Below are 26,461 nucleotides of genomic sequence, written 5' to 3'. Positions count from 1 at the left end.
TTCTCCGGTCACGACAGCCGATAAACACGGCTGACCTTATTCAGCTAATTCCCAGCACAAGTGCTTCAGTTGCAGATAATCTGCCACGCCATATTTTGAGCCTTCCCGGCCAAACCCGGCACTGCCAACGCCGCCAAACGGAATGCGGGCATCCGAAATCGCCGTGGCATTAATCCCGACCATACCGGCTTTGAGCTGACGCGCCAGCCGATAATTGCGTTTTTCATCCCCGCCATACAGATAAGCCGCCAGGCCGCCATCGGTCTGATTGGCCAGTTGCAATGCCTGTGCTTCATCGGTAAAACACTGCAGGGTCAACACCGGACCGAAGATCTCCTGCTGACAAATCGCCATCTGCATCGTCACGTCGGCCAGCAAAGTCGGCGGAAAAAAATAACCGCCAGCCGGTCCTGGCTGCAACGCTGCGGCTAATGTCTGCTGACACACCAGTCGCGCGCCCTGTTGCATCGCCCCGTCAACCAGTTGCTGCACCTTTTGCACTGCTTTGGCCGAAATTAACGGCCCGATTTGCACAGTGTCAATCTGACCTGCCCCGACCTGCAATGCCATCACCGCCGCAGCGAGCCGCTGTTCCAGTGCTGGTGCGATGCGGGCGTCGGCCAGTACCCGGTTAACACAGATACAAGTCTGGCCGGCATTGCGGAATTTGGCCGCCATAATCCCGGCCACCGCGACATCAAGATCGGCGTCGGCGAATACCAGCACCGGGGCGTTACCGCCCAGTTCCAGCGACAGGCGTTTTAACGTGGCAGCGCTTTGCTGCATCAACAAGCGGCCAACAGCAGTGGAACCAGTGAAACTGACTTTGGCCACAGCTGGCGATGCGATCAGAAATGCCGCCAGCGGATCCGGTGTGGCACAAGGCAGCACCTGCAACACGCCGGGCGCAATGCCAGCTTCGATTGCCAGTTCCGCCAGCGCCAATGCGGTCAGTGGCGTCGCCTCCGCTGGTTTTAACAACACAGTGCAGCCGGCGGCCAATGCCGCGCCAAGCTTGCGCGTCACCATCGCAGCGGGGAAATTCCACGGCGTCAGCGCCAGCACCACACCAACAGGTTCAGGAATATTCAAGAGTTGCCGGCCCGCGACACTCGGATGTTGCCAGTCTCCTTCCAGCCGCAATGCTTCGCCGGCAAACCAATTCAGATAAGACGCCGCATAATCAATTTCCGCCCGAGCTTCGGCCAGTGGTTTGCCCTGCTCCGCGCAGAGCAGTTGCGCCAGCCGTTCACGCTGTTGCAGCATCAGCTGATGCCAGCGCTGTAATAATTGCGCTCGTTCAGTGGCGGTACTGCGCCGCCAATGAGCAAAAGCGCTGGTCGCGGCGCACAGAGCCTCTGCGGCATCGTCCAGCGACGCCGAAGCAACATGAGCCAGCACCTGACCATTGGCCGGATTCACCACGGCAAAGCTGGTACTGCTTTGCCGCCATTGACCATTAATCAACAAAGCACAAGGAGGCAACTGCAGTGGCGCCGGCGTGGCAGCGGATATCAGATCCATCAGAAATTCCTAGTATTCGATCCTGCCGATAATACCCGCATTTATCCCAACATTAGCAACGACGCGGATAAAAAAACCGCCAGGAGCGGTTTTTAACAACGCAACGCGTTGGCCTGAAAGGTAAGCGCCAGAGAAGCGGATACAAAAAAACCAGCCGAAGCTGGTTTTTTCTCAACGCATGGCGTTGGCTTACAAAGTAAGCGACCGGTTAATCCGGCTTTTTCGACACGCCGACCATCGCCGGGCGCAATAAACGGCCGTTCAGCTCGTAGCCTTTTTGCATGACGAAAATAACCGTATTTGGCGCCAGATCAGCATTTGGCTGAATTGACATCGCCTGATGGAAATCCGGGTTAAATGGCTGACCTTGCGGGTCAATTTGCTGGACGCCGTATTTGGCAACAGTATCAATCAAGCCTTTTAACGTCAGTTCCACGCCTTCGGCCAGCGCTTTAACCGCTTCATTGGCCGGATCGATAAAGCCTAACGAGCGTTCCAGGTTGTCCAGTGCCGGTAATAAATCGCCGGCAAATTTTTCCAGCGCGAATTTATGTGCTTTTTCCACATCCTGCGCCGCACGACGTTTCATATTCTCAGCTTCAGCCCGTACCCGCAGCGCTAAATCGGTCTGTTCAGCCGCTGTGGTCTTTGCCTTTTCCAGCTCAGCTTCGAGTTTAGCGATAATCTGTTGCTCATCAGACAGTTGCACTTGATCCTGCTCTGTTTGCGTTGCTTGTTCCGCGCTTTGTACCTTGTCTTGTTCGTTCATTGCTTACTTACTCCGAAATGAATGCGGCTATTATGGGGATTGTCACGGCTGATTCAAGTGCTTTGATAACTGCAAGCCAACCGCTTCGACCAATGGGATTAAATGCGCGTAATGCATCCGGCTCGGGCCCAGCAACGCCAGCACGCGATGTGGCTCGGCCTGATAGCGCAGCGCAATGATGCTGACATTGTGCAGTTCTGTGATCCCCGACTCGCGTCCCAAAATTAATTTGGTGCATTGATCCTGCAATACCGGCGCTAAAATCTGCAGCAAACAAGCAGGCTGCTCCAGCAATTGCACCACTTGTTGCAACGCGGCATCAGGCTGATGCTCGGCTTCCTGTAATAAATGATGCTGACCATACACCAGCGGCTGATTCTGCTGCATCTCGTCCAGACTGAGCTGCGCCATCACGTCCAGCAGCAAGCGTTCGGTATCGCCGCCCTCGGTGCGCGCCATCAGCGCCAGCCGGCCAATCGCATCCGGCCAGCATTGTCCACACAGCGCCGCATTCAGCACACAGAGGCTGCGACTTAACGTTTGTTGCGGGATATCGGCATTCTGTGCCAGCACGCGGTGTAACACGTCGCCTTCGGCATCAATGACCACCAACAGCAATTTATCCATTGCCAGCCGCACCAGCTCCGCCTGACGGATCACGCGGCCACCAGCTTTTGGTGGACTCAGCAGGCTGACCAGACCGGTTAAGTTCGCCAACAACTGTCCGGCGCGCTGGATCAGCACCGACGGTGGCAATTGCGGCAGCAAAGTCTGCTGAATTTCATTGAGCCAACGCTGTGGTACTGCTTCGAGCTGCAACATTTTATCGATAAACAGCCGGATCCCCTGCGTGGTCGGCACGCGGCCGGCCGAGGTATGCGGCGACCGGATCAACCCCATCTGCTCAAGCTGGACCATGGTATTGCGCACTGTGGCCGAGCTGACCTGCAACCCGCCCTGCTCGGAAATAAATTTCGACGATACCGGCGCTCCATCACTCAGGTACTGCTCAACGATCAGTTTCAGGATCAGCTCGGGCCGGCTCAGCATCGGGTCTGTTGCTCGTTAGGAATAAAACACTTGTCTATAGTGGGGATATAACCGAAAAAATCAATGACCTGATTTGCTGCAAGCGTAGCCGGCAAATAGAACACCAGCGGACCAGGCCTGACACTCTGCTGCAGGAAAGTCTGGCAGCCACCGCCCCGGCTTTGTATACTCGGCCGATAAGCAGCAAGCGGAATGTCCTGCATGACTACGAGTTTTCGCACCATTGGCCTTATCGGCAAACCCAATCATCAAGGCGCTAACCACACGTTGGTCAGTCTGTATCACTTCCTGTGCAAATATGATGTCCGCATTCTGGTGGAAGAACGCGTGGCCGCAACGCTTGGGCTGCCAGCCGTTGAAGCGGCAGATTTAGTCGATTTGGGCAAACAATGTGATTTGGCGATTGTGGTCGGTGGTGATGGCAATATGCTTGGCGCAGCGCGGGTGTTGGCACGGTTTGGCGTGGCGGTGCTTGGCGTCAACCGCGGCAATCTTGGTTTCCTGACCGACTTATCGCCGGAGAGTTTTCAACTACCGCTGTCGGAAGTCCTCGCCGGCCAGTTTGTCACCGAAAAACGCAATTTGCTGGAAATCGAAGTGCATCGCAATGATGCAATCAAAAGCAGTAACAGCGCGGTCAACGAAGCAGTACTGCATGCCGACAAAGTCGCGCATATGATTGAATTTGAAGCCTATATCAATAATGAGTTTGTGTTCAGCCAACGCAGCGATGGCCTGATTGTCAGCACGCCGACCGGTTCTACCGCTTATTCATTGTCCGGTGGTGGCCCGATCCTGACGCCTGAGCTGGACGCAATGAGCCTGGTGCCGATGTTCCCGCACACGCTGAGCAGCCGGCCGCTGGTCGTTGCCGGCACCAGCGAGATCCGCTTAAAAGTGGCGCCAAGTAATGATGCCCACCTGCAGATCAGCTGCGACAGTCACGTGATCCTGGCTGTGATGCCCGGCGATGAAATTGTCATCCGCAAGCATCCGAAGCCACTGTTTCTGGTACATCCACCGGGCTACAGTTATTTCCACGTCTTGCGCAATAAGCTCGGCTGGGGTTCAAAACTCTATTAATCGTTGTGAATCATCACTTTATAAATTTTTTCGCAATGCAGCTTGTCAGCCCGAAAAACACTGTATAAATTAACAGTTATTATCCGCCATGACTGGAACTGACATGCTGACCCATCTCCACATCAGTAACTTCGCGATAGTCCGAGCCCTTGAAATCGAATGGCAAGCCGGGATGACCACCATCACCGGCGAAACCGGCGCCGGCAAATCAATTTCCCTCGATGCCCTGGCATTGTGCCTCGGTGAGCGGGCCGACGGTCTGGCCGTCCGGCCAGGCGCTGACAAAGCCGATCTGGTCGCCACTTTTGATATCAGTGCGTTACCGGCGGCACAACAGTGGCTGGCAGAGCAAGACCTGGCGATGGGTCAGGAATGTATCGTGCGGCGGGTCATTGGTCATGAAGGCCGCTCCCGCGGTTATATCAATGGCGTGCAGGTGCCGGCGCAGCAATTAAAAGCCTTGGGCCAATACCTGCTCAGCATTCACGGCCAGCATGCCCATCAGCAACTATTAAAAAGCGACTATCAACGCCAGTTACTGGATGCGTTTGCCGCACATCCGGAGTTGCTCAGTCAGTGCAAACAACGCTGGAAACAAGCCCAACAGCTGAAAAGCGAATATCAGGCTCTGCAACAAAATCAGCAGCAACGTGAAGCACAGCGTCAATTACTGGAATATCAGGTAGCTGAGCTCGACCAGTTTGCGCCGCAAGAAGATGAATTCGCAGCGCTTGAAGCCGAACATCAGCGGCTGAGCCACAGCTCGGGCCTGATCCAAAGCAGTGAACTCGCGTTGCAGCTGCTGTATGACAACGACGAATCCAATGCTTTTGCCATGTTACGCCAGGCATGTTTTGCCGTGACCGACAGCGCTGCCGTCGATGCGCAGCTGAGCCCCATCGAGCAGATGCTGCAGGAAGCATTGGTCCAAATTGAAGAAGCCAGCCGCGAACTGCGCCGGTATGCGGAACGGGTTGAAATCGATCCGGAACGCTTACTTGAAATCGATCAGCGCCTCAGTCAGTGGCTGAACCTGAGCCGTAAGCACCAGATCGCACCAGACACGCTGGCGCTGCACCATCAGCTGCTCAGCCAACAATTACAGGCGTTAGCCGGTGATGATGAACGCTTAGTCGAACTGGAACTGCATATTCAGCAAGCGCTGCGCGAATTCAGCAGCACGGCGGAACAACTCAGTGTCAGCCGGCAACAGGCTGCGCTGGAGCTGTCCGCCCGGATCGCCAGCAGTATGGCCGAGCTCAGCATGCATAACGCCCGCTTTTTTATTGATATCCAGCCGCAGGCACCAGAGCGCGCCAATGGAAATGGCTGGGATCAGATTGAATTTTTGGTCAGCACCAACCCGGGCCAACCGCTGCAGCCGCTGCACAAAGTGGCTTCCGGCGGCGAGTTGTCGCGCATCAGTCTGGCGGTACAGGTGATCCTGGCAGACAAGGTCACCACGCCTACGCTGATTTTTGATGAAGTCGATGTCGGCATCAGCGGCCCGGTCGCTGCCGGTGTCGGCCGGATGCTGCGCCAGCTTGGCAGCAGTACCCAGCTGATTTGTGTCACGCATTTACCGCAAGTGGCGAGCCAGGGCCATCAGCAGCTGTATGTCGAAAAATACACTGACGGCATTCACACCGAAACCCGCATGCGCACACTGACCGACGATGAACGGGTGCAGGAAATTGCCCGCTTATTGGCCGGAGAAAACGTCAGCGCGCATGCAATTGCGAATGCCCGCGAACTTTTATGCACACCATAAGTCAGAACTTGGCACTTTAATCTTGGCCGGCGCTTGCGGTATGATGCCGGTCACTTTGCTAACTAAAGCTGATAATGAAGAGAATTATGCGCGAGTTGACGTTAAAAAAAGCCGGAGCCTGGCTGTTTGCCTCTGGCCTGATGCTGTCCGTGACAGCTTGCAGCAGCTGGATTTACCGGATCGATGTACCACAAGGCAACTTCCTGGAACAAAAAGACATCGATAAATTGCGGATCCAGATGAGCAAAGAACAAGTTCAGTATGTGCTCGGCAATCCGGTCGCTGAAAATAGTTTTGAAGACAACACCTGGCATTATTTTTATGCGTTAAAAGGTGGCCGCGGCGACAATTTTGAGAAGCAGCTGGTGCTGAATTTTCAAAATGGCAAGCTGGTAAAAATGAGCGGTGATTTTGATACGCCAAAAGAATTTAATGTGCCGCTGGATCAATAATCCAGCCGTCAGTCAGGCCCTGCTTCGTACTGGGTCAGATTTAAAATAAAAAACCCGCGGTTGCGGGTTTTTTATTGGCCTGTGCGGCCCTCAGCAGCATGTTGGTTTGTCCGGCACCTGTGACGCCATTTTACCGCACGCCAGTGTCAGTGCGTGGAGTCCGCACCATCCTGCTCGTGATTTTTGTGCTGTTGTGGCCGGCCGCCAGTAGTTTTATCGGCTCTGCCTTCTTCTTTGGCTTTATCCGCCCGCTTTTTACGCATGTCTTTAGGATCAGCGATTAGCGGCCGGTAAATCTCAATCCGGTCGCCGGCGTTCAAAGTGTCTTCCAGCCGCACCGTCCGGCTCCAGATGCCCACCTTATGCTGCGTCAGGTCAATTTCCGGATACATCCGTAAAATGCCCGAGCTTTCAATCGCCGATCTGACCGTCGCATCCACCGGCACACTGACACTCAGTAACGACTGACGCTGCGGCAACGCAAACGCCACTTCAATCAGAATGACATCAGCCATGTGACACCCCGTAGACTTGTTTGGCTCTGTTGGTAAACGCCTGCACCATGGCGCCGGTCAGCTCATTAAACACTTTGCCAAAGGCAAATTCGATTAATTTACTGGAGAATTCAAATTCCAGTTCCAGCACTACTTTACAGGCCTGGTCGTTCAGCGGCACAAACCGCCAGCCGCCGCGCAGAAATTTAAACGGGCCGTCGACCAGCTCCATACCAATGCGCTGATGCGGCTCTAAGCGATTGCGGGTGGTAAAGCTCTGGGTGATGCCGGCTTTACTGATATCTAAACGGGCGGTCTGTTCAGTATCGGTACAGGACAACACCACCGCATGACTGCAACCCGGCAGAAACTGCGGATATGAAGGTACGTCGTTAACCAGTTGATACATCTGTTGGCAGCTGTAAAAAACCAGCGCGCTGCGCTCAATTTGTGGCATACTCACTCCCCTGGATCAGGTCGGCGATTGTAACAGATCCTGCCCCTGTCACAAGTTTTCACGGCAGCGACACAGGCTGTGTTGCAAAGGCCCGCAAGTCTTCTCTGAGTTAGCATGACTAAGAAACAAAACCAAAAAGATCAGGGCGGTACCATCGCCCTCAACAGAAAAGCCCGCCACGAATACTCTCTTGAAGACAGATTCGAAGGCGGCATGGCATTGCAAGGCTGGGAAATTAAAAGTATCCGCCAAGGCAAAGCCAATATCGCCGATTCCTACGTCATTATTAAAGATGGCGAAGCCTTTTTGTTCGGCGCCATCATTCAGCCGCTGAACAGCGCTTCCAGTCATGTGGTGTGTGATCCCGAGCGTTCACGCAAATTGCTGCTGAACAAACGCGAAATAAACAAACTGATCGGCGCGAAAGAACGTGATGGCTACACCATGGTCGCAACCGCGATGTACTGGAAAGGCCCGTGGGTCAAACTCGAATTCTACCTGGCCAAAGGTAAACGCGAGTTCGATAAACGCGACGACATCAAAGATCGCGACTGGTCACGCGAAAAAGAACGGATGATGAAGCATTCCAAACGCTGATTATTTTTCGGCGCAGAGTTGAAACTGGCGAATAGATCGCCATTTAGAAGAAATGCAGTACAGAAAGGCGACAAAGCGTAAAAGCATTGCTTGCCGCGACGTGCTGCAGGGCATAGAATGCCCACGTTACTGAAGCGTTCGCTTCACGAAGAATTCGGGGCTGATACTGGATTCGACGGGATTCACGAACTCCTAAGTGCATGCCGAGGGGCGGTTGGCCTCGTAAAAAGCCGCAAAAAAGTAGTCGCAAACGACGAAACATACGCAATCGCCGCCTAATAAGCGGTAGATGCTCTTCCCCTCACGCATGCCTATAAGCTGAGACTCTGGAAGATCACCCCTAATAGGATCGCATGGCGGCTTTGTCCGGAGCCAAGATGCTAAAACCAATCGGACTCGCCCAACGATAGCCTGCCATTCGGCGCTCTTAGGGTTAACCAAACGAATGGATAAGCATGTAGTACTGAAGACGTAGGTTTTTCGGACGGGGGTTCAAATCCCCCCAGCTCCACCACTTAAAGCAAAAGGCCACCTTCGGGTGGCCTTTTGCTTTAAGTGGTAGTGTTGTGGCGGACGCGAAGCCACGTTCGGGGTTCAGCCGGAGCTTGCGCAGCAAGCGGAGACAACGCCCGCAGGGCGGCCTCTCGTTGTCAAACGAGAGGTGAGCGGCAAAGCCGCGAATAAATCCCTCCACTCGGGTGGCCTTTTGCTTTAAGTGGTAGTGTTGTGGCGGACGCGAAGCCACGTTCGGGGTTCAGCCGGAGCTTGCGTAGCAAGCGGAGACAACGCCCGCAGGGCGGTAAATCCCCCCAGGCCTCCTGATGGCACTTTGCTTTTGGCGGTAGTATTGCGACGGACGCGAAGCTACGTTCGAGGTTCAGCCGGAGCTTGCGTAGCAAGCGGAGACAACGCCCGCAGGGCGGTAAATCGCCCCAGGCCACCTCCCGGTGGCCTTTTGCTTTTCTGGCCGCTACCTAAGACATTTACACAATAAATCCGCCGAATTGTGCCGCCGGCTATTTAGTGTTCAGTATGTAAATGGTTACTATGGTTTTTATGCGGGCTTAGATCCCTGGAACAATATTGTGACAACCTCATTCAACACCGAATTAATCCTGCGCCTGCTGCAACAGCGTTTGCCAAACCTGCTTGCAGTCTATTTATTTGGCAGTCAAGCCAGTGGCCAGGCGACTCCGTCCAGTGATGTCGATTTGGCGGTATTAATGCCGGGTTATCTGGACCCGATTGAACTTTGGGATATCAGTAGCGATTTAGCCGAAGTGCTGCAGCTGGAGGTTGATTTACTCGACTTTCGCGCCGCTTCAACGGTGATGCAGCATCAAATTCTCAGCACCGGCATCCGCTTATTAGCGACCGATCCGCACATCAACAGCTACGAATCTGGTTTATTGTCCGATATGACGGATTTAAATGAAGCCCGGCAGGGTTTAATTGATGACATTCAGCAACAAGGCACAGTCTATGGCAAATGAACAGACAAAGGCGCCAGACGATGTGGTGCTGAATAAAGCCGCCAGCATCGAACGCGCGGTAAAACGGGCAGCAGAAGAATTTCATAAAGATCCGGCCAGTTTTGCCACCGATTTTACCCGGCAGGACGCAGCGGTGCTGAATATCCAGCGCGCTTGTGAAGCTGCGCTGGATATCGGCCAACATCTGATCCGCAAACACAAATTAGGCGTGCCACAAAGCTCACGCGATGTGTTTACCCTACTCGCCGGCGCCAGTTTTATCCCGGCAGATCTCGCTGAACAGTTGAAAAAAATGGTCGGATTTCGCAATATTGCTGTGCTCGAATATCAGCGTCTGCAGTTGCCTATTACCGAGCACATTATTCAACATCGCTTGGTCGATTTTCAGCGCTATTGTCAGCTGCTGCTGTGCAATCCAGAGCTTTAATCCGGTCCTCTCATCAGGTACTTTAGTTTCATTGACCACAGCACAAAACGGACATTGTGCTGCAATAACCAAGGAATGCGATGCTAGCAGGCAGCAAACAAAAAGGTAAAATCAGTCAGTGGGATGACGACAAAGGCTACGGCTTTATTGAACCTTGCCTCAAAGGCCCCCGACTTTTTGTTCACATCAGTGATTTCAGCCGCAAACCGCGGCGCCCGGTGGCCGGCGATATGGTGGTGTATCAGCCGACACAGGGCCCCGACGGCAAACACCGCGCAACCAATGTCATCTTCAGCGCGCTGGATAAAGCCTCAGCCGAACCGACAACCAGCAAGCGTAAACTCAGCAGTCTGCTTTGCCTTGGCTTTGTGATCTTATTCGCCATCGCCGTCTGGCTGCAAAAAGTACCCCTGCCACTCGCCTACTGCTACCTGGCATTATCGGTACTGACCTTCATCCTGTACTGGCATGACAAAGCCGCCGCCCGGCGCGGCAGCTGGCGCGTGCGGGAATCGACTTTATTACTGTTTGGACTACTCGGCGGCTGGCCCGGTGCCGTATTGGCATAACAACTCCTGCGGCATAAATCAGTTAAAGCCACCTTTCGCAACTGGTTCTGGCTGACAGTCGGGCTAAATATCTGCCTATTATTGCTGTGGTATGACCAAAGATTTATTGGTTTGCCCACCGGGTTATTTCACTAATCCCGGCACGTTACTATCAGAGCTGCTTTTGGCAGTTTTGCGGGCAGCAGATATTGGCCTCTATACTCTGAAAACCTAAAGCTATTCAGCGAAGGCTTTTTATCATGGCAACCGGAACCCTGTTTAAACACCACAACACACAAGCCGTTCGCCTGCCGGTTGATGCGCGTTTTCCCGACCACGTGAAAAAAGTCAGCGTGCGCATTGTAGGCCAAGACCGCATTCTGACTCCCGTCGCCAATACGTGGGATTCATTTTTCCTGCAAGTCGCACCTGTTACAGGTGACTTTATAACTGAGCGGGCAATCCAGGAACAGCAAGAGCGGGAATCGTTCTGATGCTGAAATTTATGCTGGACGCCAATATCTATGTGATAAGACGCCGGCCTATTGAAGTGCTAGCGACGCTTTACAAGTTTGCCGGCACTTTATTTATCCGCTCTATAACCGAAACATCCGGAACTATCATCCGAACCAAGCGCCAACTGTTCGGATATTTCTCGCCACAACAACGATGAACGCTTGAAAATACGACAGAGCTCAGAGGGAGCACCACTGGAAACCAGCATTAAATACTGAAGGTGTTCACTCGTTTTTAAAGCTTCGATGGCGAAACTGGCTTATTACAATCGATTGTTACTATTGCAATATTCCTATCACTATTAATTGATTGAAGACTATTTTCAAGTTCAACCAGGTCGTCATATTTCGATGGTTCATTAAATACATAAGGAATCGTTTTTCCTTTAAACCAAAGAACTAGAAACACACCTTGTTTTGCTCTTTCGGCTTTCATATATCTCGGCAGTTGTTTAGTTAAACCTTCTTGTAATTTTGCATTATGAGCCAGTTTCATTTCTACACAGACTCTAAGGGGGTCGTTTCTTGTATTTCTGTACGTAACCAAAAAGTCGATTTCGCCATTTGCCGACACACATTCACGAGAAATCTGAATGCCCATAAACTCATATATAACCTTTAGAAGGCCTAAAATATACGGTTGCATATTTGGCTCGCTGTGAGGTACGTTATTAACACCTCCTAATTCACACCATAGGTATCGATACCCCCCTTCATCTTCAACATTTTTCTTAACAACCAGCTCTAATGTTCTAATTACAAACTCTTTCAGATTACGTTCTGATTCAATTGCCGTGTTTTCAAGAAGTTGCCTGACACCAATATATGCATCGTTCAAATTTCTACTTGATAGCTTTTCCAAAAATTTTGATCTTGCTTTTGAAAATGAATCGTGACAAGTTAGCGCTATCATCTTTTCATATATTTTCTCCATTTTTCCACTATCGACATATTGAACAATATAGTTGGAAAACATGTTTGCAGAAATATCATTTCTACTCTTAAGACGAATTGCATCTTTAAGCACATCAAATCCATCCAGTAATTTTTTTACTGCAAGTTCTTTGTGAGGATAGTATGCTCTCCCCTCAATCTGCTCCTTTTCTTTAAAATCAACACTCCTATATGTATTTTCAAGTAGTTCTACGTCTGGAGCAAACAATCCATCAATTTCGATAATCACGTGACAAAATCGCCCTTCTGAGTCGGAACTTAGATCTGAAAAATAGCTCCACCCTACACCTCCAATTTTGTAGTCCATAAAAAGTTCAAACATTGGGTCAGTCCAAAACTCACGTATTGGTACTATGGTGATCTTTGTCTTGTCCTCGTCATTTTCAATTGTTACTGGTTGGTCATAAATGCATTCGACAGGCATCGAAAAACTAATCCACGTTTTTATCGCTTTACCCTTGGTGCTTTCAAGTGACAGTACTCCTTTACCCGTCTCAATTGAGAGAATATTAAGTGCCATAGCATCTGCATGTATCTCTGAATTCAAATACTTACTTTCATCGACACTTAAACTCTCACCAAACTCGTCGAGTTTATCTTCTAGATCTCTTTTGCTAAGTAAATTGTAAGATGTTGAAAAACCAATTAAACTTTTCAATAGAATTGTTCTTTGCAATGCAGAAGTTGCATTTTGCAAGTTGTTTTCAAGGTAGCTTAGACACTGAATTAACTGACCTTTTAAAGTCATTAACCTCAAAAATTGGTCAACAAAAAACGAATAGACGTGAACTACAGCGTCACTTGGGCATAAAGATGAATGTGATTCAGAAGATAAATATGAACAGATCAACTCTATTCTAATATGCAAACTTTCTATATTGAAATCTGCAAACTTGAAGTAATTTTCCAATACTCCCTCAGAATCTATCACTTCAAACAATATCATTTGAACTTTCAAATTTAATGGAATCAGAACATTCTTTAAGAAAAAATCCGTGGTCTGAAAATAATATTTTGCATCACGGAAAGGAGGGAATTTTTTTAAATTAAAAAACACTGGACCAAAAATTGGAGAGCTGTCTTCAAGCAAATTAAAATCATGCTTTTGCCCATCATGTACTAGACCTACCCGCAGCGCAGTACACTTCATTAATACGGCATCTGCAATAGTTCGAGCAAAATACTCTAAAACCTGAATGGTTTCTATATCAAACTTCGGCTTTTCCTCTGCCCTTAAACTTTTAAAGCGATTAATAAATTTTTCTAATTGCTTTTCTGTCATTAAAATAACTCCATCTTATAAAAGTCAAAGTTGATAGAGAATGAATTTACATTGAAAACAGTCTCTAGAAATTTAATAGATTAGTTTTTCAGTTTACACTCTATCAAAATAACTCTGTACTTGAAATGTTCGAGGCACTGGCAAATGAATGATTTATTTGAGAAAGGTATGGGGTCAAATTCCCCATTCTCCATCTAACTCCCCAACCACCATTCCGGGCCTTTTGCGCATTCCCCCCCACCCCATTCATTTAAAATTCATCCGCACCCGGTAGGCTGCAGTTATCCCTTGCTGCACATGTCCCGGAGTCTGAAATGGAAAAGCCTGTTTTACGCACTTTGTTAATTCTGACCGGCGTTGTGACATTTTCGATTTCGGCCTGGTCGTCGGCGCCGGCGCGTTGTCTGGGCTTGGCGGAAGCTGATTTAAAGGCGATGTGCCTCGCGAAAGCGCAGTTGGATGTCAGTCGTTGTGGTGATATCAGCAGCCCGCTGTTGCAGCAACAATGTCAGGCGTCTATCCAAACGCCATTCTGATCTCCCTGGTATTTGATTTCTCTGTAGTCTGATTCCCCTGCTGGCAGCCTGGTCTTTGTTGTCCTTTTGGCTGCCGGCTTTTTATTGGTCTGTTTCTTTCTCTGTTGTGGCGCCAATGCCTTGCTGTGGTGGCGCAATTCTGGGTATGTTGGTTTTATTCCCTGCCCACTGAAGCGACTTGCTGCCGATGCAGATCCCTGACCAGCCCCATCATTCATCGCCAACGTCTCCGTCTGCCGGGCTTGCCATCGCGCCGTTGCCGCGTCAGCTTGGCTTCTGGAGTTTGTGGTTACTGGTGATTAACGGGCTGATCGGTGCCGGTATTTTTGGTCTGCCGGCTGGTGCGGCGCGGCTAGCCGGTGATTTCAGTCTGTGGTTGTATCCACTGTGTGCGCTGTTAATACTGCCGGTGCTGTTGTGTTTTGCTGAGCTGTCGAGCCGTTTTGCCGGCAGTGGCGGCCCGGCGGTGTATGTCAGTGCGGCCTTTGGCCCGGCGGCCGGTTTTCAGGCCGGCTGGTTGTATTATCTGGCCCGGCTGGTTTCTGTGGCGGCCAATACCGTGTTGCTGGTCGATTCGGTTAGTTATTTTCTGCCGGCACTGCAAACAGGCCCGCTGCGGTTGTTATTGCTGGTGGTGGTGCTGGGGGCGATGACGCTGCTGAACGTCTGGGGCGTGCGCAAAACGATGCGCTGGCTGGGCGCTTTAACTGTCGCCAAGCTGGCCGTATTGGCGGGTTTTGCGCTGGCTGGCTGCAGTGTGTTGTTGTGGCCCAGCTTGTTGATGTTGCCAGCAACCAACACTGTGATACCAACGTTAAACACTACTTTAGATACAGCGGTGCAATGGCAACCGCTGCTCAGCTACCCGGATATTGTCGACGGACCGGCAGCGCTGTTGTTATTGGTGTATGCCTTTGTCGGTTTTGAATCAGCGCTGATCCCGGCCGGTGAAGCCGAAAACCCGCAACGCGATTTGCCACGGGCGCTGATCTCGGCGCTGTTGCTGGTCACGCTGTTGTATATGGCGGTGCAGGCGGCCTGTCTCGCCTTATTACCCGATCTGGCGCAAAGCAAAACGCCACTGCTGGACGCCACAGCGCAGCTTGCGACACATTTGACCCCACACATATCCACTGAGTCCGCAGCAGCATTGGTCAGTATCGCGACATCGTTGCTGATGCTGGGCATTATTGCGTCTGTAGCCGCTAATCTGCTTGGTGCGATGTTTTCCACGCCGCGGTTAAGTCATGCCTTAGCAGAACAAGGCCAGCTGCCGGCCTGGTTTGCCGCCGTGCATCCACGTTTTCTGACACCGGAGCACGCCATCTGGTTTTTTGGCCTGCTGGCCTTGCTGCTGGCAAGCCTCGGCAGCTTTTTATATCTGGCGGCAGCGACTGTGCTGATCCGCGCGCTGTTGTATGGCCTGTGCTGTGCGGCTTTACCGGTACTGCGCCGCCAGCAACAATCCCCGCTACAACTGCCGCTGGCCGCACTGCTGCCGCTGCTGGCGATCCTGGTCTGTCTGTGGCTGGCATCTCAGGTCAGTAGCACCTCAGTCTGGCTGACTGTTGCGCTCATCGCCTTAGGGCTTGTGCTGTCGCTGCTGGCCAAAAGCGCGTCAACACGCTGACAAGTTTATGCAGATCAAACGAATCGCAAGTTGTCGGCGTTTTTCTACCATATGTCGCCTATAGCACCGTCAGCGGATCCAGAACCGGCTATGCTGGGGTTTCACGCCGTTCGTTTGGCCAGCAGGAAAATTGGCGGCAGCAGGCTTTAAATTCGCCGCAGCTGACACCACAGTAACTATAGCGACATCAATCAAGGGCTTTGGCTCTGGCATCCGAGGATTTAATATGGCGAAGAAACAACCGAAATCAGCGCAACTGGATATTGGCATTTCACTGGAGCACCGGGAGAAAATCGTCAAAGGCTTGTCCGCACTGCTGGCCGACAGCTACACGCTGTATCTGATGACCCACAATTTTCACTGGAACGTGACCGGGCCGCAATTTAACAGCCTGCACAATATGTTTATGACGCAGTACACCGAACAGTGGAATGCGCTGGATATTATTGCTGAACGCATTCGCGCACTGGGTTTTCCGGCGCCGGGCACTTACAAAGAATTCGTCAAGCTGACGTCGATTAAAGAAGTCGAAGGCGTGCCAACCGCCAACGAGATGGTGCAACATCTGGTCACAGCGCAGGAAACCACCGCCCGTACCGCACGCAGTTTGTTTGAACTAGTTGGTGACGCCAATGACCAGCCGACGGCCGATGTACTGACGCAGCGGCTGAACGTGCATGAGAAAACCGCCTGGATGCTCAGAAGCCTGTTGGCGGAATAAGCCCATCCGATGCCGGCAGCATGGCCTTGAAGCCGCCATGCTGCTGACATTTTCAGCAAACTGTCGCAGCGCTGCCGGTGCAAGGTTGACAGCACCAGCCATAGCAATGAAGATAACAGCCTGAATCCGCGCCCGCGTTGCTCCAGCGCTTTATTAAGGTTGTCTTGTGTCTGCATCTCCCCAACAAACATTTCTGCAAGGCCTTGGTCTTGGCATCGGCGCTGCGGCGTTATTGTTTTATTTCTGGCACACCGAAACGGTGTATCAGCTGCAGCAACACTGGCTCAGTGAACAAAAAGCGCTGCTGACGCCAGCAAAACAAGTACCTACCGCGGCCGACAATATCGAAACCATTGATTTACTGATGCGCACTTATGCCGTGACCCCAGGCACCGAAGATGCGGATATGCGGGAAGCGCTGATCCGAAGCCGCCATCTGACGTTACTGCAGCAATTGCAGCAGACTACCCAGGTTGATATCAGCGATTTGGTTGACCCGGCCCGGCCTTTTAATGCCGCCCAGCTGTATGCCGCTTTGTTGCGCATCAAACAACAACAGGAAAAACTGCAGGCGCGTAAGCTGCTGGACGCCAGATTGCAGGCAAGCGCACCGCCGCCGGCCGCCGTCAGTCCACAGCCCTGATCCAGAAATATCTGTGAAGAAAATATCGCGCTCTGGCCTTTTCTGCGTAAACTAGGAACAGCATTTCCTCAGTCACGGCAGCTATGAAGGCTTTAATTCCACACAATGAAACTGAAAGACTGCAGGCACTGCGCCAGCTGCATATTTTAGATACGCCCGCTGAAGCCGCCTTTGATGCACTGACGGAGATCGCCGCTCAAATCAGCGGCGCCGGTTTTGCCGCATTAACACTGATTGATCAGAACCGGCAGTGGTTTAAAAGCACCTTTAATTTCTGTAGTCAGCAAAATAGCCGCGACGACTCCTTTTGTTCCCACGCCATTTTAACGCCAAGCCAACTGACCTATATTCCCGATGCCCGCCATGATCCCAGAGTGGCCGACAATCCGCTGGTGACCAGTGCTGACGGCATTCGCTTTTATGCCGGCGCACCGCTGGTGCTGCAGGATAATCTGGCGCTTGGCACTTTGTGTGTATTTGATACCAAGCCGTTAACTTTAACCGCAGCGCAGCAAAAATCGTTACTGCAACTGGCAGATCAGGCTGTGTTGCTGATGAATAACCGGTTACTGCAGCAACAAAGCGCGGAACAAAACCTGCATTTGCAGCAGGAAAAAAACCGCATTGACGCCATCATCAATGGCACCAATATGGGCACGTGGGAATGGAACGTGCAAACCGGCCACACCGTTTACAACCAATATTGGTACGGCATTCTGGGGCTGGATCCGCTGGTACAATCGGACGTCGAGATCTGGCGCAGCCGGGTGCATCCGGAAGATTTGCCGGCTACCGGCGCCGCGCTGGAACAACATTTTGCTGGCGTTTCACCATTTTTTGATGCGCGTTTTCGCATGCAGCATCAGCTGGGGCATTGGGTGTGGATCCATGCGGTCGGCCGGGTCATGGCCTGGACCGACGACCAACAGCCATTGCTGATGTTTGGCACGCACCGCGACATTACGCAGGAACGCCTGCAACAACAGGAAATGCAGCGCACCCGCTCGCATTTGCAGGCGATTATCGATTCATCGACCGAAGCCGCGATGATCTCCACCGATATTCATGGCGTGATCCGGCTGTTTAACCCCGGTGCCGAGCGGATGCTCGGTTATCAGGCCGCTGAGCTGGTTGGCACCGCGACACCGGCGATCTTGCATGATCCGGACGAAATACGCGCCCGCGCAGCGCAGCTCAGTGCCGAATATCAGCTGCCGATCGATGGCTTTGATGTGTTTGTCTATAAAGCGCGCCACGGCACCAGTGAAACGCGGCAATGGACCTATATTGGCAAGAATGGCGAACGTAAGCAGGTTCGCCTCAGCGTATCGGCCATCCGCACCGATCAGGGCGAGATCCGCGGCTATCTGGGCGTCGCCATCGATATCACTCAACTGGAACAACTGCATCACGCCTTGTTGCTCAGCGAGCAGCGTCATCGTTCCATGCTGGAAAACCTGCCGGGCGTGGTGTACCGCTGCATCAACGACTCGCAGTGGACCATGTTGTTTATCAGCGATGAAGTAGAAAAACTAACCGGCCACCCGGCGCGCAGTTTTATCCGCAATAAAAAGATTAACTTTGCCGAATTACAGCTAGCTGAAGATCAGCCTTTGCTGCGCGAAGTGGTCGACCGCGATCTGACTAATCACGCGCGCTTTAGTGTCGAATACCGCATCCGTCATGCCAATGGTGCCGTACGCTGGGTGCAGGAACTCGGTCGCGGCATTTATGATCCCAATGGCGAACTGTTGTATATCGATGGGTTTATCTGGGACGTCACCGCGCAAAAAGAAGTGCAGCTGGCGCTGCGCGCTGGCGAACAAAAACTGGCCTCGTTGTATCAGCTGGCTCCGCTTGCGATCTTACTCAGCCAGTTTGACAGCGGCGACATCCTCAACGTAAACCCGCAGTGGTACGAGTTATCCGGTCTCAGTGACGAGGTCCCGGCCCTACCGCTACCGACGTTATTGTCGTTTAACCAGAGCCAACTGGAAGCGCGCCAGCAAGCGCTGGCCAGCAATGCCAGCTTCGGCCCGATCGAACTCGAACTGAGTCATGTTGAAGGGCAGCAAATTCCGGTGCTGCTCAGTGAAGTGCTGATCCAAAACGCCAGCGGTACGGCGCAGGTCTGGTCGATTATTCAGGACATCACCGAGCGACGTCGTGTTGAGCAAATGAAAAACCAGTTTGTCTCGATGGTCAGCCACGAATTACGCACGCCGCTGACCGCTATTTCCGGCGCACTCGGCCTCATCAGTGGCGGTGCACTCGGTCCATTGCCGGACGCGATGCAGCCGATGCTGCAAATCGCCTGCGATAACAGCGAAAAACTGACGCAGCTGATTAACGATCTACTCGATATTGACAAACTGGTGGCCGGCAAAATGCAGTTTGAACTGCAGGATTGTTCGGTGCGTGAACTACTGACGCAAAGTGTGCGGCACAACCAGCCGTACGCCGACAAATTTCATACCCGGATTGTGCTGGAACCTGGTCCCGATGCCATGTTGTTGCTCGACCCGATGCGCTTCCACCAGATCATGGCGAATTTATTGTCCAATGCGGCGAAGTTTTCGCCGCCGGGCTCAGTCGTGGCGGTGCGGACTGAAAAAATCGCGCAAATGCTGCGGATCAGCGTGCAGGATCAAGGGCCCGGCATTCCCGACAATTTCCGCGCGCGCATCTTTGAAAAATTCTCCCAGGCCGATGCCGTGGACGCTCGCCAGCGCGGCGGTACCGGCCTTGGCCTCGCGATTGTGAAGGAACTGACCAACCGGCTTGGCGGTGAAATTGGGTTTGATAGTGTCACCGGCCATGGCAGTTGTTTTTATCTGGAATTTGCCCTGGATCAGCCAGGCGAAGAGAACAATGCCGGCGCTTTACATTAAAAGCACCGGTGCTGGCCTATGGATGATTAGTCGTTCAGGACCGGAGATGGCGGCTGGTACAAAATAACCTGATTGCGGCCGGCGCCTTTGGCCTGATACAGCGCCTGATCGGCATGTTCCACCACCACATCCACCTGCTGGCTGTCGCTGCCACTGGTGACACCGGCGCTGAGCGTGCAATGGAACGTCTGGCCATTACTGACAAACGGAATGCGGGCAAAGGCTTCACGCAGCTGATTGACCACCTGACAGGCTTTATCCAGCTGACACTCCGGCAATACCAATAAAAACTCTTCGCCGCCATAGCGGCCAATCAAATCGGTTTTACGCAGTTGTTGGCGTAACAGGTTGGCCAGACTGCTGATCACCTGATCGCCGGTCAGATGGCCGTAGACGTCATTGACCTTTTTAAAATGGTCGATATCCAGCATCGCCACGCTGACATTTTGTTGCAACCGCGCAGCGCGTTCCAGTTCCGCACCCAGCCGCTCTTTGATATGCGCATGCTGCAGCAGGCCGGTCAGGCTGTCTTTGGTCATCACCTCGGCCAACTGGCGGGCACGCTGGGCGCGGGCAAAGATTGCCACCACCAGCGCATTGTCACTGATTGGCTTGGTGAGGAAATCATCACCGGCTTTAATCAGCGACGCCATCTGGCGTTCACTGTCGGTTTCGGAGGATAAATAAATGATCGGCACACCTAGCCATTCATCCTGCAACCGGACCGTCTGCGCCAGTTCTGGCCCGGAACATTCCGGCATATTGACGTCGAGCAGGATCACATCCGGATGAAAGCGCCGCAGGCCCTGAAAAATTTCCGCCGGATCGGTCAGGATCTCGGCGCGTAGCCCGGCATTTTGCAGCACCAGCGCATAATGCTGCGCCAACAGCATGTCATCATCGACGATCAATACCCGAAAGGCGTCGCGCTCACGCACCGACAACAAGCGTTGTAACCGCGCTTCCAGCGTGGCCGGATTCAACGGTTTGACAAAATAACCAATGACTCCGGCGCGTACGGCCTGCAAATAATGGTTAAATTCATCATGCGACGACAACACAAACAGCGGGATCGGCTGGGCTTGCGGACATTGCAGATTGCTCAGCGACTGAAAGGCCGCAGTGGAATCGTCCAGCGCATCTAAATCAACAATGATCACGTCAGGCGGATCGAGTTTCGCAGACGCGACTAACTGCGTTAAATCGACAAAACGTTCGACCTGATGGCCAAAGGTTTTTAACGTTTGGCCCATCGGCTGTGAAATTAACGGGTCGTTACACAACAACAGAATGCGGGCGTCGGTTTTATCCTGACGCTGCGGCTTGGCTTTACTGAAATGTTGCTCGGTTGGCTGACCGGCGGCCTGCTGCATTTCGACAAAATACTGCTGCAGCAGCGCGTGTTCTTGCCGATCCGGCACTTGTTGCTGACTGAGCAGCGCTTTGACTTGTTTCTCAATACTTTTGGCCACGGTACCAACACGCGCCAAACCAAAAGTACCGGCGGAACCGGCTAAGGTATGAAAACGCAACACCAGCACAGCAGCCTGTTCACGCCATTCGAGCGGCCCTGCCTGGATAAACTGCAATAGCAGCCACTGCAACTGCGGGATCTCCTGTTGCAGACGCCGCAGATATTGCTGATTCAGTTCAGCCAGTTGTTGTTCCAGGTTTGCCGGAGTTCCCTGCATGCACTTCCCACATCAGTATCAAGCAATTACTGCCTACTATAGCAAGGGCCGCAGCGCGACTCCAGCACCGTCACAATCGCACTTGTAAACCCTGATTCAGACTTTGCCGGTACGCTTGTATCGCTGGCACTGCACCAAGCAACAACGCCAGACCGGCGACTATGCCAAGGCCTGCTGCAGTATGCGGGTGCCAGGCGAACAGACTGATCACCAGACCATATTCACTGCTAAGCCAGGGTTGCAGCGCCGCCAGACTACCGGTCAGCAGCAAGAAGGCACCGACGATACTACACAAGGTCAGGATCAACACTTCCAGTTCAATCAGCAGAAACAATTGCCAGGGCCTTGCGCCAATGGCCCGCAAGATCGCCAGTTCCCGCGCCCGCTCGCGCTGGGCTGCTAACAAAGTGGTCGTCAGACCAATCAGCGCCGCCAGCAATACCAACGCCGTGATCACCAGTAGCAGGTTTTCGACCACCACCAGCATCTGCCACAGCTCCGCCAGCGCGGCACCAGGCAAGATCGCCGTCAGCGGTTCGGCTTTAAATTCATTGATTTGACGCTGTACGGCAAAAGTTGCCACTTTTGATTTTAAGCCGAGCAAAGCGCCGGTCAGCACGCTGGGTTGCAGCGCCGCCAGCTCAGCGTCAGTCAGAGTTTGTTTGGCTTTACGCATCGCCGGTGCGCCGTTTTGCCAGCCTTGATGAATGGCTTCAATACCGGTCAGACTGACATGCACGGACTGATCAACCGGCGTACCTGTTGGTGCCAGGATCCCGACCACAGTAAATGGCTGGTCTTTATGCTGACTGAAACTGACTTTGCCCACACCGTGCGACAACACAATATCCTGCCCCAGCTGATAGCCAAGTTTTTTCGCCACGTCTGCACCGAGCACGGTTTCATACACAGAGGCAAATTCACGACCGCTACTGAGGCGCAGTGATTGTTGCTCGCCGTAGCGGAAATAACGGAAATAGTCGGTGTTGGTGCCCAAGACGCGGAAACCACGGTGCGAATCGCCGAGCGCCAGCGGGATCGCCCAGCGCACCTGCGGATGGCGGCTGATTTGTTCAAAATGAGCATAACTGATGTTATTGGTGGCATTGCCAATGCGAAATACAGTGTACAGCAACAGATTAAGCTGACCGGAGCGCGCACCGACAATCAAATCTGTGCCGGCCACTGTGCTGGTAAAACTGCGTTTGGCTTCTTGACGCAGATGGTCAATCCCAAGCAATAAGCTCAGCGAAATGATCAGTGAACACAACGTCAGCCAGGCCGTGCCGCGCCGGCTCCATAAACTCTGTCGGGCCAGTTTCAGCAGCATGATGCCTCCGCGATCACTGGCGTTACGCCATCCTGTAAACGATTCATATCCAGCTGAAAACCAAAATACTGCGCCAGCGCCTGATCATGACTGACAAAAATCACCGTGCTGCCGGCGTCATTGGCCTCTTGCAGCAGCACCCGCATAAAGGCATCGCGGTTGTCGGCGTCCAGCGCGGATGTCGGTTCGTCGGCAATCAACAAGGTTGGTTTACCGAGCAAGGCCCGCGCAATCGCCACCCGTTGCTGCTGCCCGACACTGAGCTGTGCCGCCGGCGCCTGCCAAAGACTGCCCGGCAACTGCAAGGCGGTTAGCAAAGCGCGGGCGCGCGCCTCATCAGCGGCGTTGCCGGAAAAGGCCTGCCCCAACACCACGTTATCCAGCACCGATAGATACGGGATCAGATTCAGCTGCTGAAACACCACGCCGATCTCGCGCGCGCGGATGCGGTCACGCACGGCCGCTTTGTTGGGCTGCAAGCGCTGTTGCTGTAACCAGATCTCGCCTTGTTGCAGCGTCAGCACCCCACACAATAAATTTAATAACGTGGTTTTACCGGAGCCGGAAGCGCCCCGCACAAACAAATGTTGTCCGGCGGCTAATTGCAACGCCGGGATCTCCAGCGTGAAAGCCTGCCCCGGCCATTGATGTCGCAGATTTTTGAGTTCAACTGCGGGAATATTCAGATCCGCGGCCACAAGCTGTCCTGTGAAAAATGATATGATGCAAAGAATCGTGATTTTATAACATATTGTCGGGAAAAAGCGCTTATGTTCAAACCGTTGTTAGTGGGATCCTGGCTGGTATTGGTCGCATCGGCGCCATTACAGGCCGCTGAAACAGCAAAAGCCGCAGAAAAAGCCGCAGAAAAAGCACCAGCAGCGCGGGTCCTGCCCGCCGATAAAAGCAAAGTCATCGAGCTGGAATGGACCGATCTGCTGCCTGACGCCGATTTGCAAAAAATGGAAGCATTACCGGAAGTCAGCCATGAAGGTGGTGAAGCTGCCGGCTCTGCGATCAACAAGAACCTCAATACCAGCAACGATCCGTCAATGAAAGCCTGGGCAGATGTGATGTCATCGGCCAATGTGCGTGGCGAGTTGAACGGCCGCCTCGTCAAAATTCCGGGCTTTGTGGTGCCGATTGAATACGATGCGGATCAAAACATCACCGCCTTTTTCCTGGTGCCATATTTTGGCGCCTGTATTCACGTACCACCGCCACCACCGAACCAGATTGTTTATGTCAGTGGCGCGAAAAACTTAAAAGCCGATTTGATTTACAACCCGTTCTGGATTGAAGGCACTTTAACCACAGATACGATGAGCCATGATCTGGCCAATTCGGCGTATAGCCTGAAAGTGAGTAAAATCAGCGAATACGTCTACGAATAAATTCGTGGCGCACGTCAATAAAAAAACACCGCTCATGCGGTGTTTTTTTATGCCGGTATTTTTTTTATTAAAGACCGCGTTAGTTGGCCGGTGCTAAGCGAAATTCGCGTTGTTTTGGCGTTAGCGTCGCTGCGCCCTGCTGCTGTCCACTCACCCATTGCACGTCAACCTGATGCAAATCGGCAGCATGACGAAACAGATCTAACCGCACCTCCGTCAGTGCAGCCGGGGTACTGCACTGATAAGTTAAACTCAATTCGACATCGGCATGGTGATGCGGATCCGCCGACTTCGACCAGGGCTCATTCAGCTGCTGTTGCTGCAACTGACAATTCGCCGCAGCCGGCAACTGTAACCACTGACCGCTTTGTAACAGCGTCTGGCTTTGTTGCCAGGCCGCTTTTTCTGCCGCGCTGCCGGGGGCATGTTCAAAACCGACTAAATTCACGACCGGGCTTTCCAGCAGCAGTTCGACTTGCTGCGCATCGGTGGCAAAGCTGAGCTGCGCCTGACCATGGACATGAGCCCCATGCGAGCTGCTCTGAGCAGGCTCTGCCGCAACGGCGGTGACTGGGATACTAAATACCGCCAGCAGCGGAATAACAGTGTGACAACGCATAGCAAAATCTCCACATCAGCAATGCCGCCGTTTCCGGCTAAAATGTGACACTATAACAAAACCATCGAACTGACCAGTCGGTTACGCCAGACAACTGATTTGCAGGCCGAAACCCGGACCGTCCAGCAGCCGCAATTCACCACTGAGTTTTTTCTCGACCAGTTGGCGCAATATCGACATGCCAAGGCCAGTACCGCCCTGATTCGGTTTCGTCGTGAAAAATGGTTCAAAAATCCGCTGGCGTACCTGTGGCGTCAGGCCACTGCCATTATCGCGATAAATAAAACTCAGCTCATGCTGCTCATTTAACGTGGCGCTGATGCTCACCGATGGATACGCGGTGTCCGTGAATGCATGCAGACAGCTGTTAATCACCAGATTGGTCAGAATTTGCAACCAGACATCGGCTGCGGTGATCAACATCAGATTCGGATCGATATACACATCCGGAAACACCGGTACTTGCCGGGTGGCCGGAGTCAGGCTGGCGAGCAAATCCACTACCAGCTGGCGAAACGCGACCGGCGCGGATTCAACCCGGGTCTGATGGGCGGCGGTGTCTTTGAATTGCTCCATTAAACGCTGCGCCCGCTGCAAATTCGCGGTCACTAACAACGAACTTTCATGCATCTGTTCCAGCACGCTCATCGCCTGAGTTGCGCTGAACGAGCGCTGGCGCATACCGTGGATAAAATCCTGCAGCCGCTGTTCCAGCAATGAATTGGCGGTCAGCGCCACGCCAAGTGGTGAATTCACTTCATGCGCCACACCGGCCACGATGCCGCCCAACGTGGCAAGCCGGGCCTGTGCTTCCATCTGCTGATGAGCGCGCCGGACAATTTCATCCGAATCAGCCAGCTGCTGGCTGCGTAGCATCACCCGTTGCTCCAGCTGCAGATTCAGTTGTTCCAGTTGGCTTTGTGCACTGAGAAACCTATCGGCATTTAGAGCGCGGCCGACCTGATCAGCCAGTGCAGCAGCAAAACGGACTTCACTATCCTGCCAGTAGCGCGGTTGCCCGGTCTGCTCACAACAAATAATGCCGATCATTTTGCCAAGGTGGCGGACCGGTAAATCCAGCATGGAAAAAATCTGATGTGAGCGCAGATAAGGTTCCAGAAACTCGGCGGTGTTGGCGTCATGACGGGCATCATGCGCCACAATCGCGCGCTCACGGCGCAGCGCCTGAAAATAGGCCGGAAACTGGCTGGCGGTTAACCGCAAAGGCTCTGTCGCCACCGCATGGCCATCCAATAACAATTGGCAGACCATGCTGTAATCATCCTGATCATACAGCCACAAACTGACGCGCTGCACCTGCAAGCCGTGTTGTACGCTTTGCAGAATTAACTGACTGGCTTGGTCCCAGGCGCCAAGATCAATCAGCGGCGATGCAGATACATCCAGTAAAATTTGTTCCAGTGGATCCACAACCCGCCCCCGCTACCTGTTTGCTGAAAAACTAACCTAACGAAAAGTGGCGCCGTTGTAAATTGATCTGCCGGGCTGAAACATTGATCCAGCGCAGAAAATCTCGCGTAGTCATTTCACAGATGCTGCTTTTGCGATGAAATTCCCCAAATGTTATAC

26 protein-coding genes and 1 other RNA gene are annotated in these 26,461 nt (G+C 52.7%); 16 read left to right on the top strand and 11 right to left on the bottom strand.

The window, feature by feature from the left end; genetic code table 11:
- Window positions 1-36: 36 nt before the first annotated feature.
- The 3 genes from ACQ66Q_RS20455 to hrcA form a co-directional block, all read right to left on the bottom strand.
- On the bottom strand, window positions 37-1,524 hold the full coding sequence (locus ACQ66Q_RS20455; protein ID WP_430458461.1) for an NAD-dependent succinate-semialdehyde dehydrogenase: 1,488 nt from the start codon (window positions 1,522-1,524) through the stop codon (window positions 37-39).
- Window positions 1,525-1,732: 208 nt separating this feature from the next.
- Entirely contained in the window at window positions 1,733-2,293 is a 561-nt protein-coding gene (grpE, locus tag ACQ66Q_RS20450) for a nucleotide exchange factor GrpE (RefSeq protein WP_430458460.1), read from the bottom strand.
- Window positions 2,294-2,335: 42 nt separating this feature from the next.
- A complete protein-coding gene (gene hrcA, locus ACQ66Q_RS20445; RefSeq protein ID WP_430458459.1) occupies window positions 2,336-3,343 on the bottom strand; it encodes a heat-inducible transcriptional repressor HrcA in 1,008 nt (335 codons plus the stop codon).
- Window positions 3,344-3,544: 201 nt separating this feature from the next.
- Between hrcA and nadK the strand changes: the two genes are divergently transcribed.
- The 3 genes from nadK to ACQ66Q_RS20430 all read left to right on the top strand — a co-directional run bounded on the left by nadK (window position 3,545) and on the right by ACQ66Q_RS20430 (window position 6,649).
- Window positions 3,545-4,426: an NAD(+) kinase gene (gene nadK, locus ACQ66Q_RS20440; RefSeq protein ID WP_430458458.1), complete on the top strand. Its 882-nt coding sequence runs from the start codon at window positions 3,545-3,547 to the stop codon at window positions 4,424-4,426.
- A 103-nt stretch (window positions 4,427-4,529) separates the two neighbouring features.
- The gene (gene recN / locus ACQ66Q_RS20435) at window positions 4,530-6,197 is read left to right on the top strand and encodes a DNA repair protein RecN (RefSeq protein ID WP_430458457.1); all 1,668 of its coding nucleotides are present in this window, start codon (window positions 4,530-4,532) and stop codon (window positions 6,195-6,197) included.
- Window positions 6,198-6,271: 74 nt separating this feature from the next.
- On the top strand, window positions 6,272-6,649 hold the full coding sequence (locus ACQ66Q_RS20430; RefSeq protein ID WP_430458456.1) for an outer membrane protein assembly factor BamE: 378 nt from the start codon (window positions 6,272-6,274) through the stop codon (window positions 6,647-6,649).
- A 146-nt stretch (window positions 6,650-6,795) separates the two neighbouring features.
- Here ACQ66Q_RS20430 and ACQ66Q_RS20425 read toward each other — a convergent pair whose 3' ends face one another.
- Both ACQ66Q_RS20425 and ACQ66Q_RS20420 read right to left on the bottom strand, forming a co-directional pair.
- Window positions 6,796-7,164 carry an RnfH family protein gene (locus tag ACQ66Q_RS20425; protein WP_430458455.1) on the bottom strand — a complete coding sequence of 123 codons (369 nt, stop codon included), beginning with the start codon at window positions 7,162-7,164 and terminating at the stop codon, window positions 6,796-6,798.
- Window positions 7,157-7,600, bottom strand: a complete 444-nt coding sequence (locus tag ACQ66Q_RS20420; RefSeq protein ID WP_430458454.1) for an SRPBCC family protein — start codon at window positions 7,598-7,600, stop codon at window positions 7,157-7,159. Before ACQ66Q_RS20420 ends, ACQ66Q_RS20425 begins: the two co-directional genes overlap by 8 nt.
- A gap of 114 nt (window positions 7,601-7,714) precedes the next feature.
- On the opposite strand from ACQ66Q_RS20420, the gene smpB reads away from it, so the two are divergent.
- From smpB to ACQ66Q_RS20385, 7 genes are all read left to right on the top strand, one after another.
- Window positions 7,715-8,197: an SsrA-binding protein SmpB gene (gene smpB, locus ACQ66Q_RS20415; protein ID WP_430458453.1), complete on the top strand. Its 483-nt coding sequence runs from the start codon at window positions 7,715-7,717 to the stop codon at window positions 8,195-8,197.
- A 156-nt stretch (window positions 8,198-8,353) separates the two neighbouring features.
- Window positions 8,354-8,711, top strand: a transfer-messenger RNA (tmRNA) gene (gene ssrA, locus ACQ66Q_RS20410).
- Between the two features lie 571 nt (window positions 8,712-9,282).
- Window positions 9,283-9,690 carry a type VII toxin-antitoxin system MntA family adenylyltransferase antitoxin gene (gene mntA, locus ACQ66Q_RS20405; protein ID WP_430458452.1) on the top strand — a complete coding sequence of 136 codons (408 nt, stop codon included), beginning with the start codon at window positions 9,283-9,285 and terminating at the stop codon, window positions 9,688-9,690.
- Complete coding sequence (gene hepT, locus ACQ66Q_RS20400; protein ID WP_430458451.1) at window positions 9,680-10,117, top strand: type VII toxin-antitoxin system HepT family RNase toxin; 438 nt, start codon at window positions 9,680-9,682, stop codon at window positions 10,115-10,117. The genes mntA and hepT overlap by 11 nt, the downstream gene beginning before the upstream one ends.
- Window positions 10,118-10,197: 80 nt before the next feature.
- Entirely contained in the window at window positions 10,198-10,686 is a 489-nt protein-coding gene (locus ACQ66Q_RS20395; RefSeq protein ID WP_430458450.1) for a DUF1294 domain-containing protein, read from the top strand.
- A 239-nt stretch (window positions 10,687-10,925) separates the two neighbouring features.
- Window positions 10,926-11,159, top strand: a complete 234-nt coding sequence (gene vapB / locus ACQ66Q_RS20390) for a type II toxin-antitoxin system VapB family antitoxin (RefSeq protein WP_430458449.1) — start codon at window positions 10,926-10,928, stop codon at window positions 11,157-11,159.
- A complete protein-coding gene (locus ACQ66Q_RS20385; RefSeq protein ID WP_430458448.1) occupies window positions 11,159-11,338 on the top strand; it encodes a hypothetical protein in 180 nt (59 codons plus the stop codon). Before vapB ends, ACQ66Q_RS20385 begins: the two co-directional genes overlap by 1 nt.
- A 77-nt stretch (window positions 11,339-11,415) precedes the next feature.
- Here the strand turns inward: ACQ66Q_RS20385 and ACQ66Q_RS20380 are convergent, their stop codons facing one another.
- Complete coding sequence (locus ACQ66Q_RS20380; protein ID WP_430458447.1) at window positions 11,416-13,416, bottom strand: hypothetical protein; 2,001 nt, start codon at window positions 13,414-13,416, stop codon at window positions 11,416-11,418.
- 314 nt (window positions 13,417-13,730) lie between these two features.
- Between ACQ66Q_RS20380 and ACQ66Q_RS20375 the strand changes: the two genes are divergently transcribed.
- The 5 genes from ACQ66Q_RS20375 to ACQ66Q_RS20355 all read left to right on the top strand — a co-directional run bounded on the left by ACQ66Q_RS20375 (window position 13,731) and on the right by ACQ66Q_RS20355 (window position 19,837).
- Window positions 13,731-13,952, top strand: coding sequence for a hypothetical protein (locus tag ACQ66Q_RS20375; RefSeq protein ID WP_430458446.1), 222 nt, complete (start codon window positions 13,731-13,733; stop codon window positions 13,950-13,952).
- A gap of 187 nt (window positions 13,953-14,139) precedes the next feature.
- Window positions 14,140-15,582 carry an APC family permease gene (locus ACQ66Q_RS20370; protein WP_430458445.1) on the top strand — a complete coding sequence of 481 codons (1,443 nt, stop codon included), beginning with the start codon at window positions 14,140-14,142 and terminating at the stop codon, window positions 15,580-15,582.
- A 226-nt stretch (window positions 15,583-15,808) separates the two neighbouring features.
- Window positions 15,809-16,303 (top strand): Dps family protein, encoded by a 495-nt coding sequence (locus ACQ66Q_RS20365; protein WP_430458444.1) that lies wholly within the window; start codon window positions 15,809-15,811, stop codon window positions 16,301-16,303.
- A gap of 166 nt (window positions 16,304-16,469) precedes the next feature.
- Window positions 16,470-16,946 (top strand): hypothetical protein, encoded by a 477-nt coding sequence (locus ACQ66Q_RS20360; RefSeq protein ID WP_430458443.1) that lies wholly within the window; start codon window positions 16,470-16,472, stop codon window positions 16,944-16,946.
- An 83-nt stretch (window positions 16,947-17,029) separates the two neighbouring features.
- On the top strand, window positions 17,030-19,837 hold the full coding sequence (locus ACQ66Q_RS20355) for a PAS domain S-box protein (protein WP_430458442.1): 2,808 nt from the start codon (window positions 17,030-17,032) through the stop codon (window positions 19,835-19,837).
- 26 nt (window positions 19,838-19,863) lie between these two features.
- Here ACQ66Q_RS20355 and ACQ66Q_RS20350 read toward each other — a convergent pair whose 3' ends face one another.
- From ACQ66Q_RS20350 to ACQ66Q_RS20340, 3 genes are all read right to left on the bottom strand, one after another.
- Window positions 19,864-21,528 (bottom strand): diguanylate cyclase, encoded by a 1,665-nt coding sequence (locus ACQ66Q_RS20350; RefSeq protein ID WP_430458441.1) that lies wholly within the window; start codon window positions 21,526-21,528, stop codon window positions 19,864-19,866.
- Window positions 21,529-21,598: 70 nt separating this feature from the next.
- Window positions 21,599-22,858, bottom strand: coding sequence for an ABC transporter permease (locus tag ACQ66Q_RS20345; RefSeq protein WP_430458440.1), 1,260 nt, complete (start codon window positions 22,856-22,858; stop codon window positions 21,599-21,601).
- Complete coding sequence (locus ACQ66Q_RS20340; RefSeq protein WP_430458439.1) at window positions 22,849-23,556, bottom strand: ABC transporter ATP-binding protein; 708 nt, start codon at window positions 23,554-23,556, stop codon at window positions 22,849-22,851. The genes ACQ66Q_RS20345 and ACQ66Q_RS20340 overlap by 10 nt, the downstream gene beginning before the upstream one ends.
- Before the next feature lie 72 nt (window positions 23,557-23,628).
- Here ACQ66Q_RS20340 and ACQ66Q_RS20335 point away from each other — a divergent pair, with 72 nt between their 5' ends.
- On the top strand, window positions 23,629-24,252 hold the full coding sequence (locus ACQ66Q_RS20335) for a DUF3299 domain-containing protein (protein ID WP_430458438.1): 624 nt from the start codon (window positions 23,629-23,631) through the stop codon (window positions 24,250-24,252).
- Between the two features lie 79 nt (window positions 24,253-24,331).
- Here ACQ66Q_RS20335 and ACQ66Q_RS20330 read toward each other — a convergent pair whose 3' ends face one another.
- Window positions 24,332-24,871, bottom strand: a complete 540-nt coding sequence (locus tag ACQ66Q_RS20330; protein ID WP_430458437.1) for a ZrgA family zinc uptake protein — start codon at window positions 24,869-24,871, stop codon at window positions 24,332-24,334.
- An 81-nt stretch (window positions 24,872-24,952) separates the two neighbouring features.
- On the bottom strand, window positions 24,953-26,302 hold the full coding sequence (locus ACQ66Q_RS20325; RefSeq protein ID WP_430458436.1) for a sensor histidine kinase: 1,350 nt from the start codon (window positions 26,300-26,302) through the stop codon (window positions 24,953-24,955).
- Window positions 26,303-26,461: the final 159 nt, after the last annotated feature.

It is taken from the genome of Rheinheimera sp., from assembly GCF_965283995.1.
In the GTDB taxonomy this organism is placed as follows: domain Bacteria; phylum Pseudomonadota; class Gammaproteobacteria; order Enterobacterales; family Alteromonadaceae; genus Pararheinheimera.
This window is presented reverse-complemented; position numbering and strand designations above follow the sequence as displayed.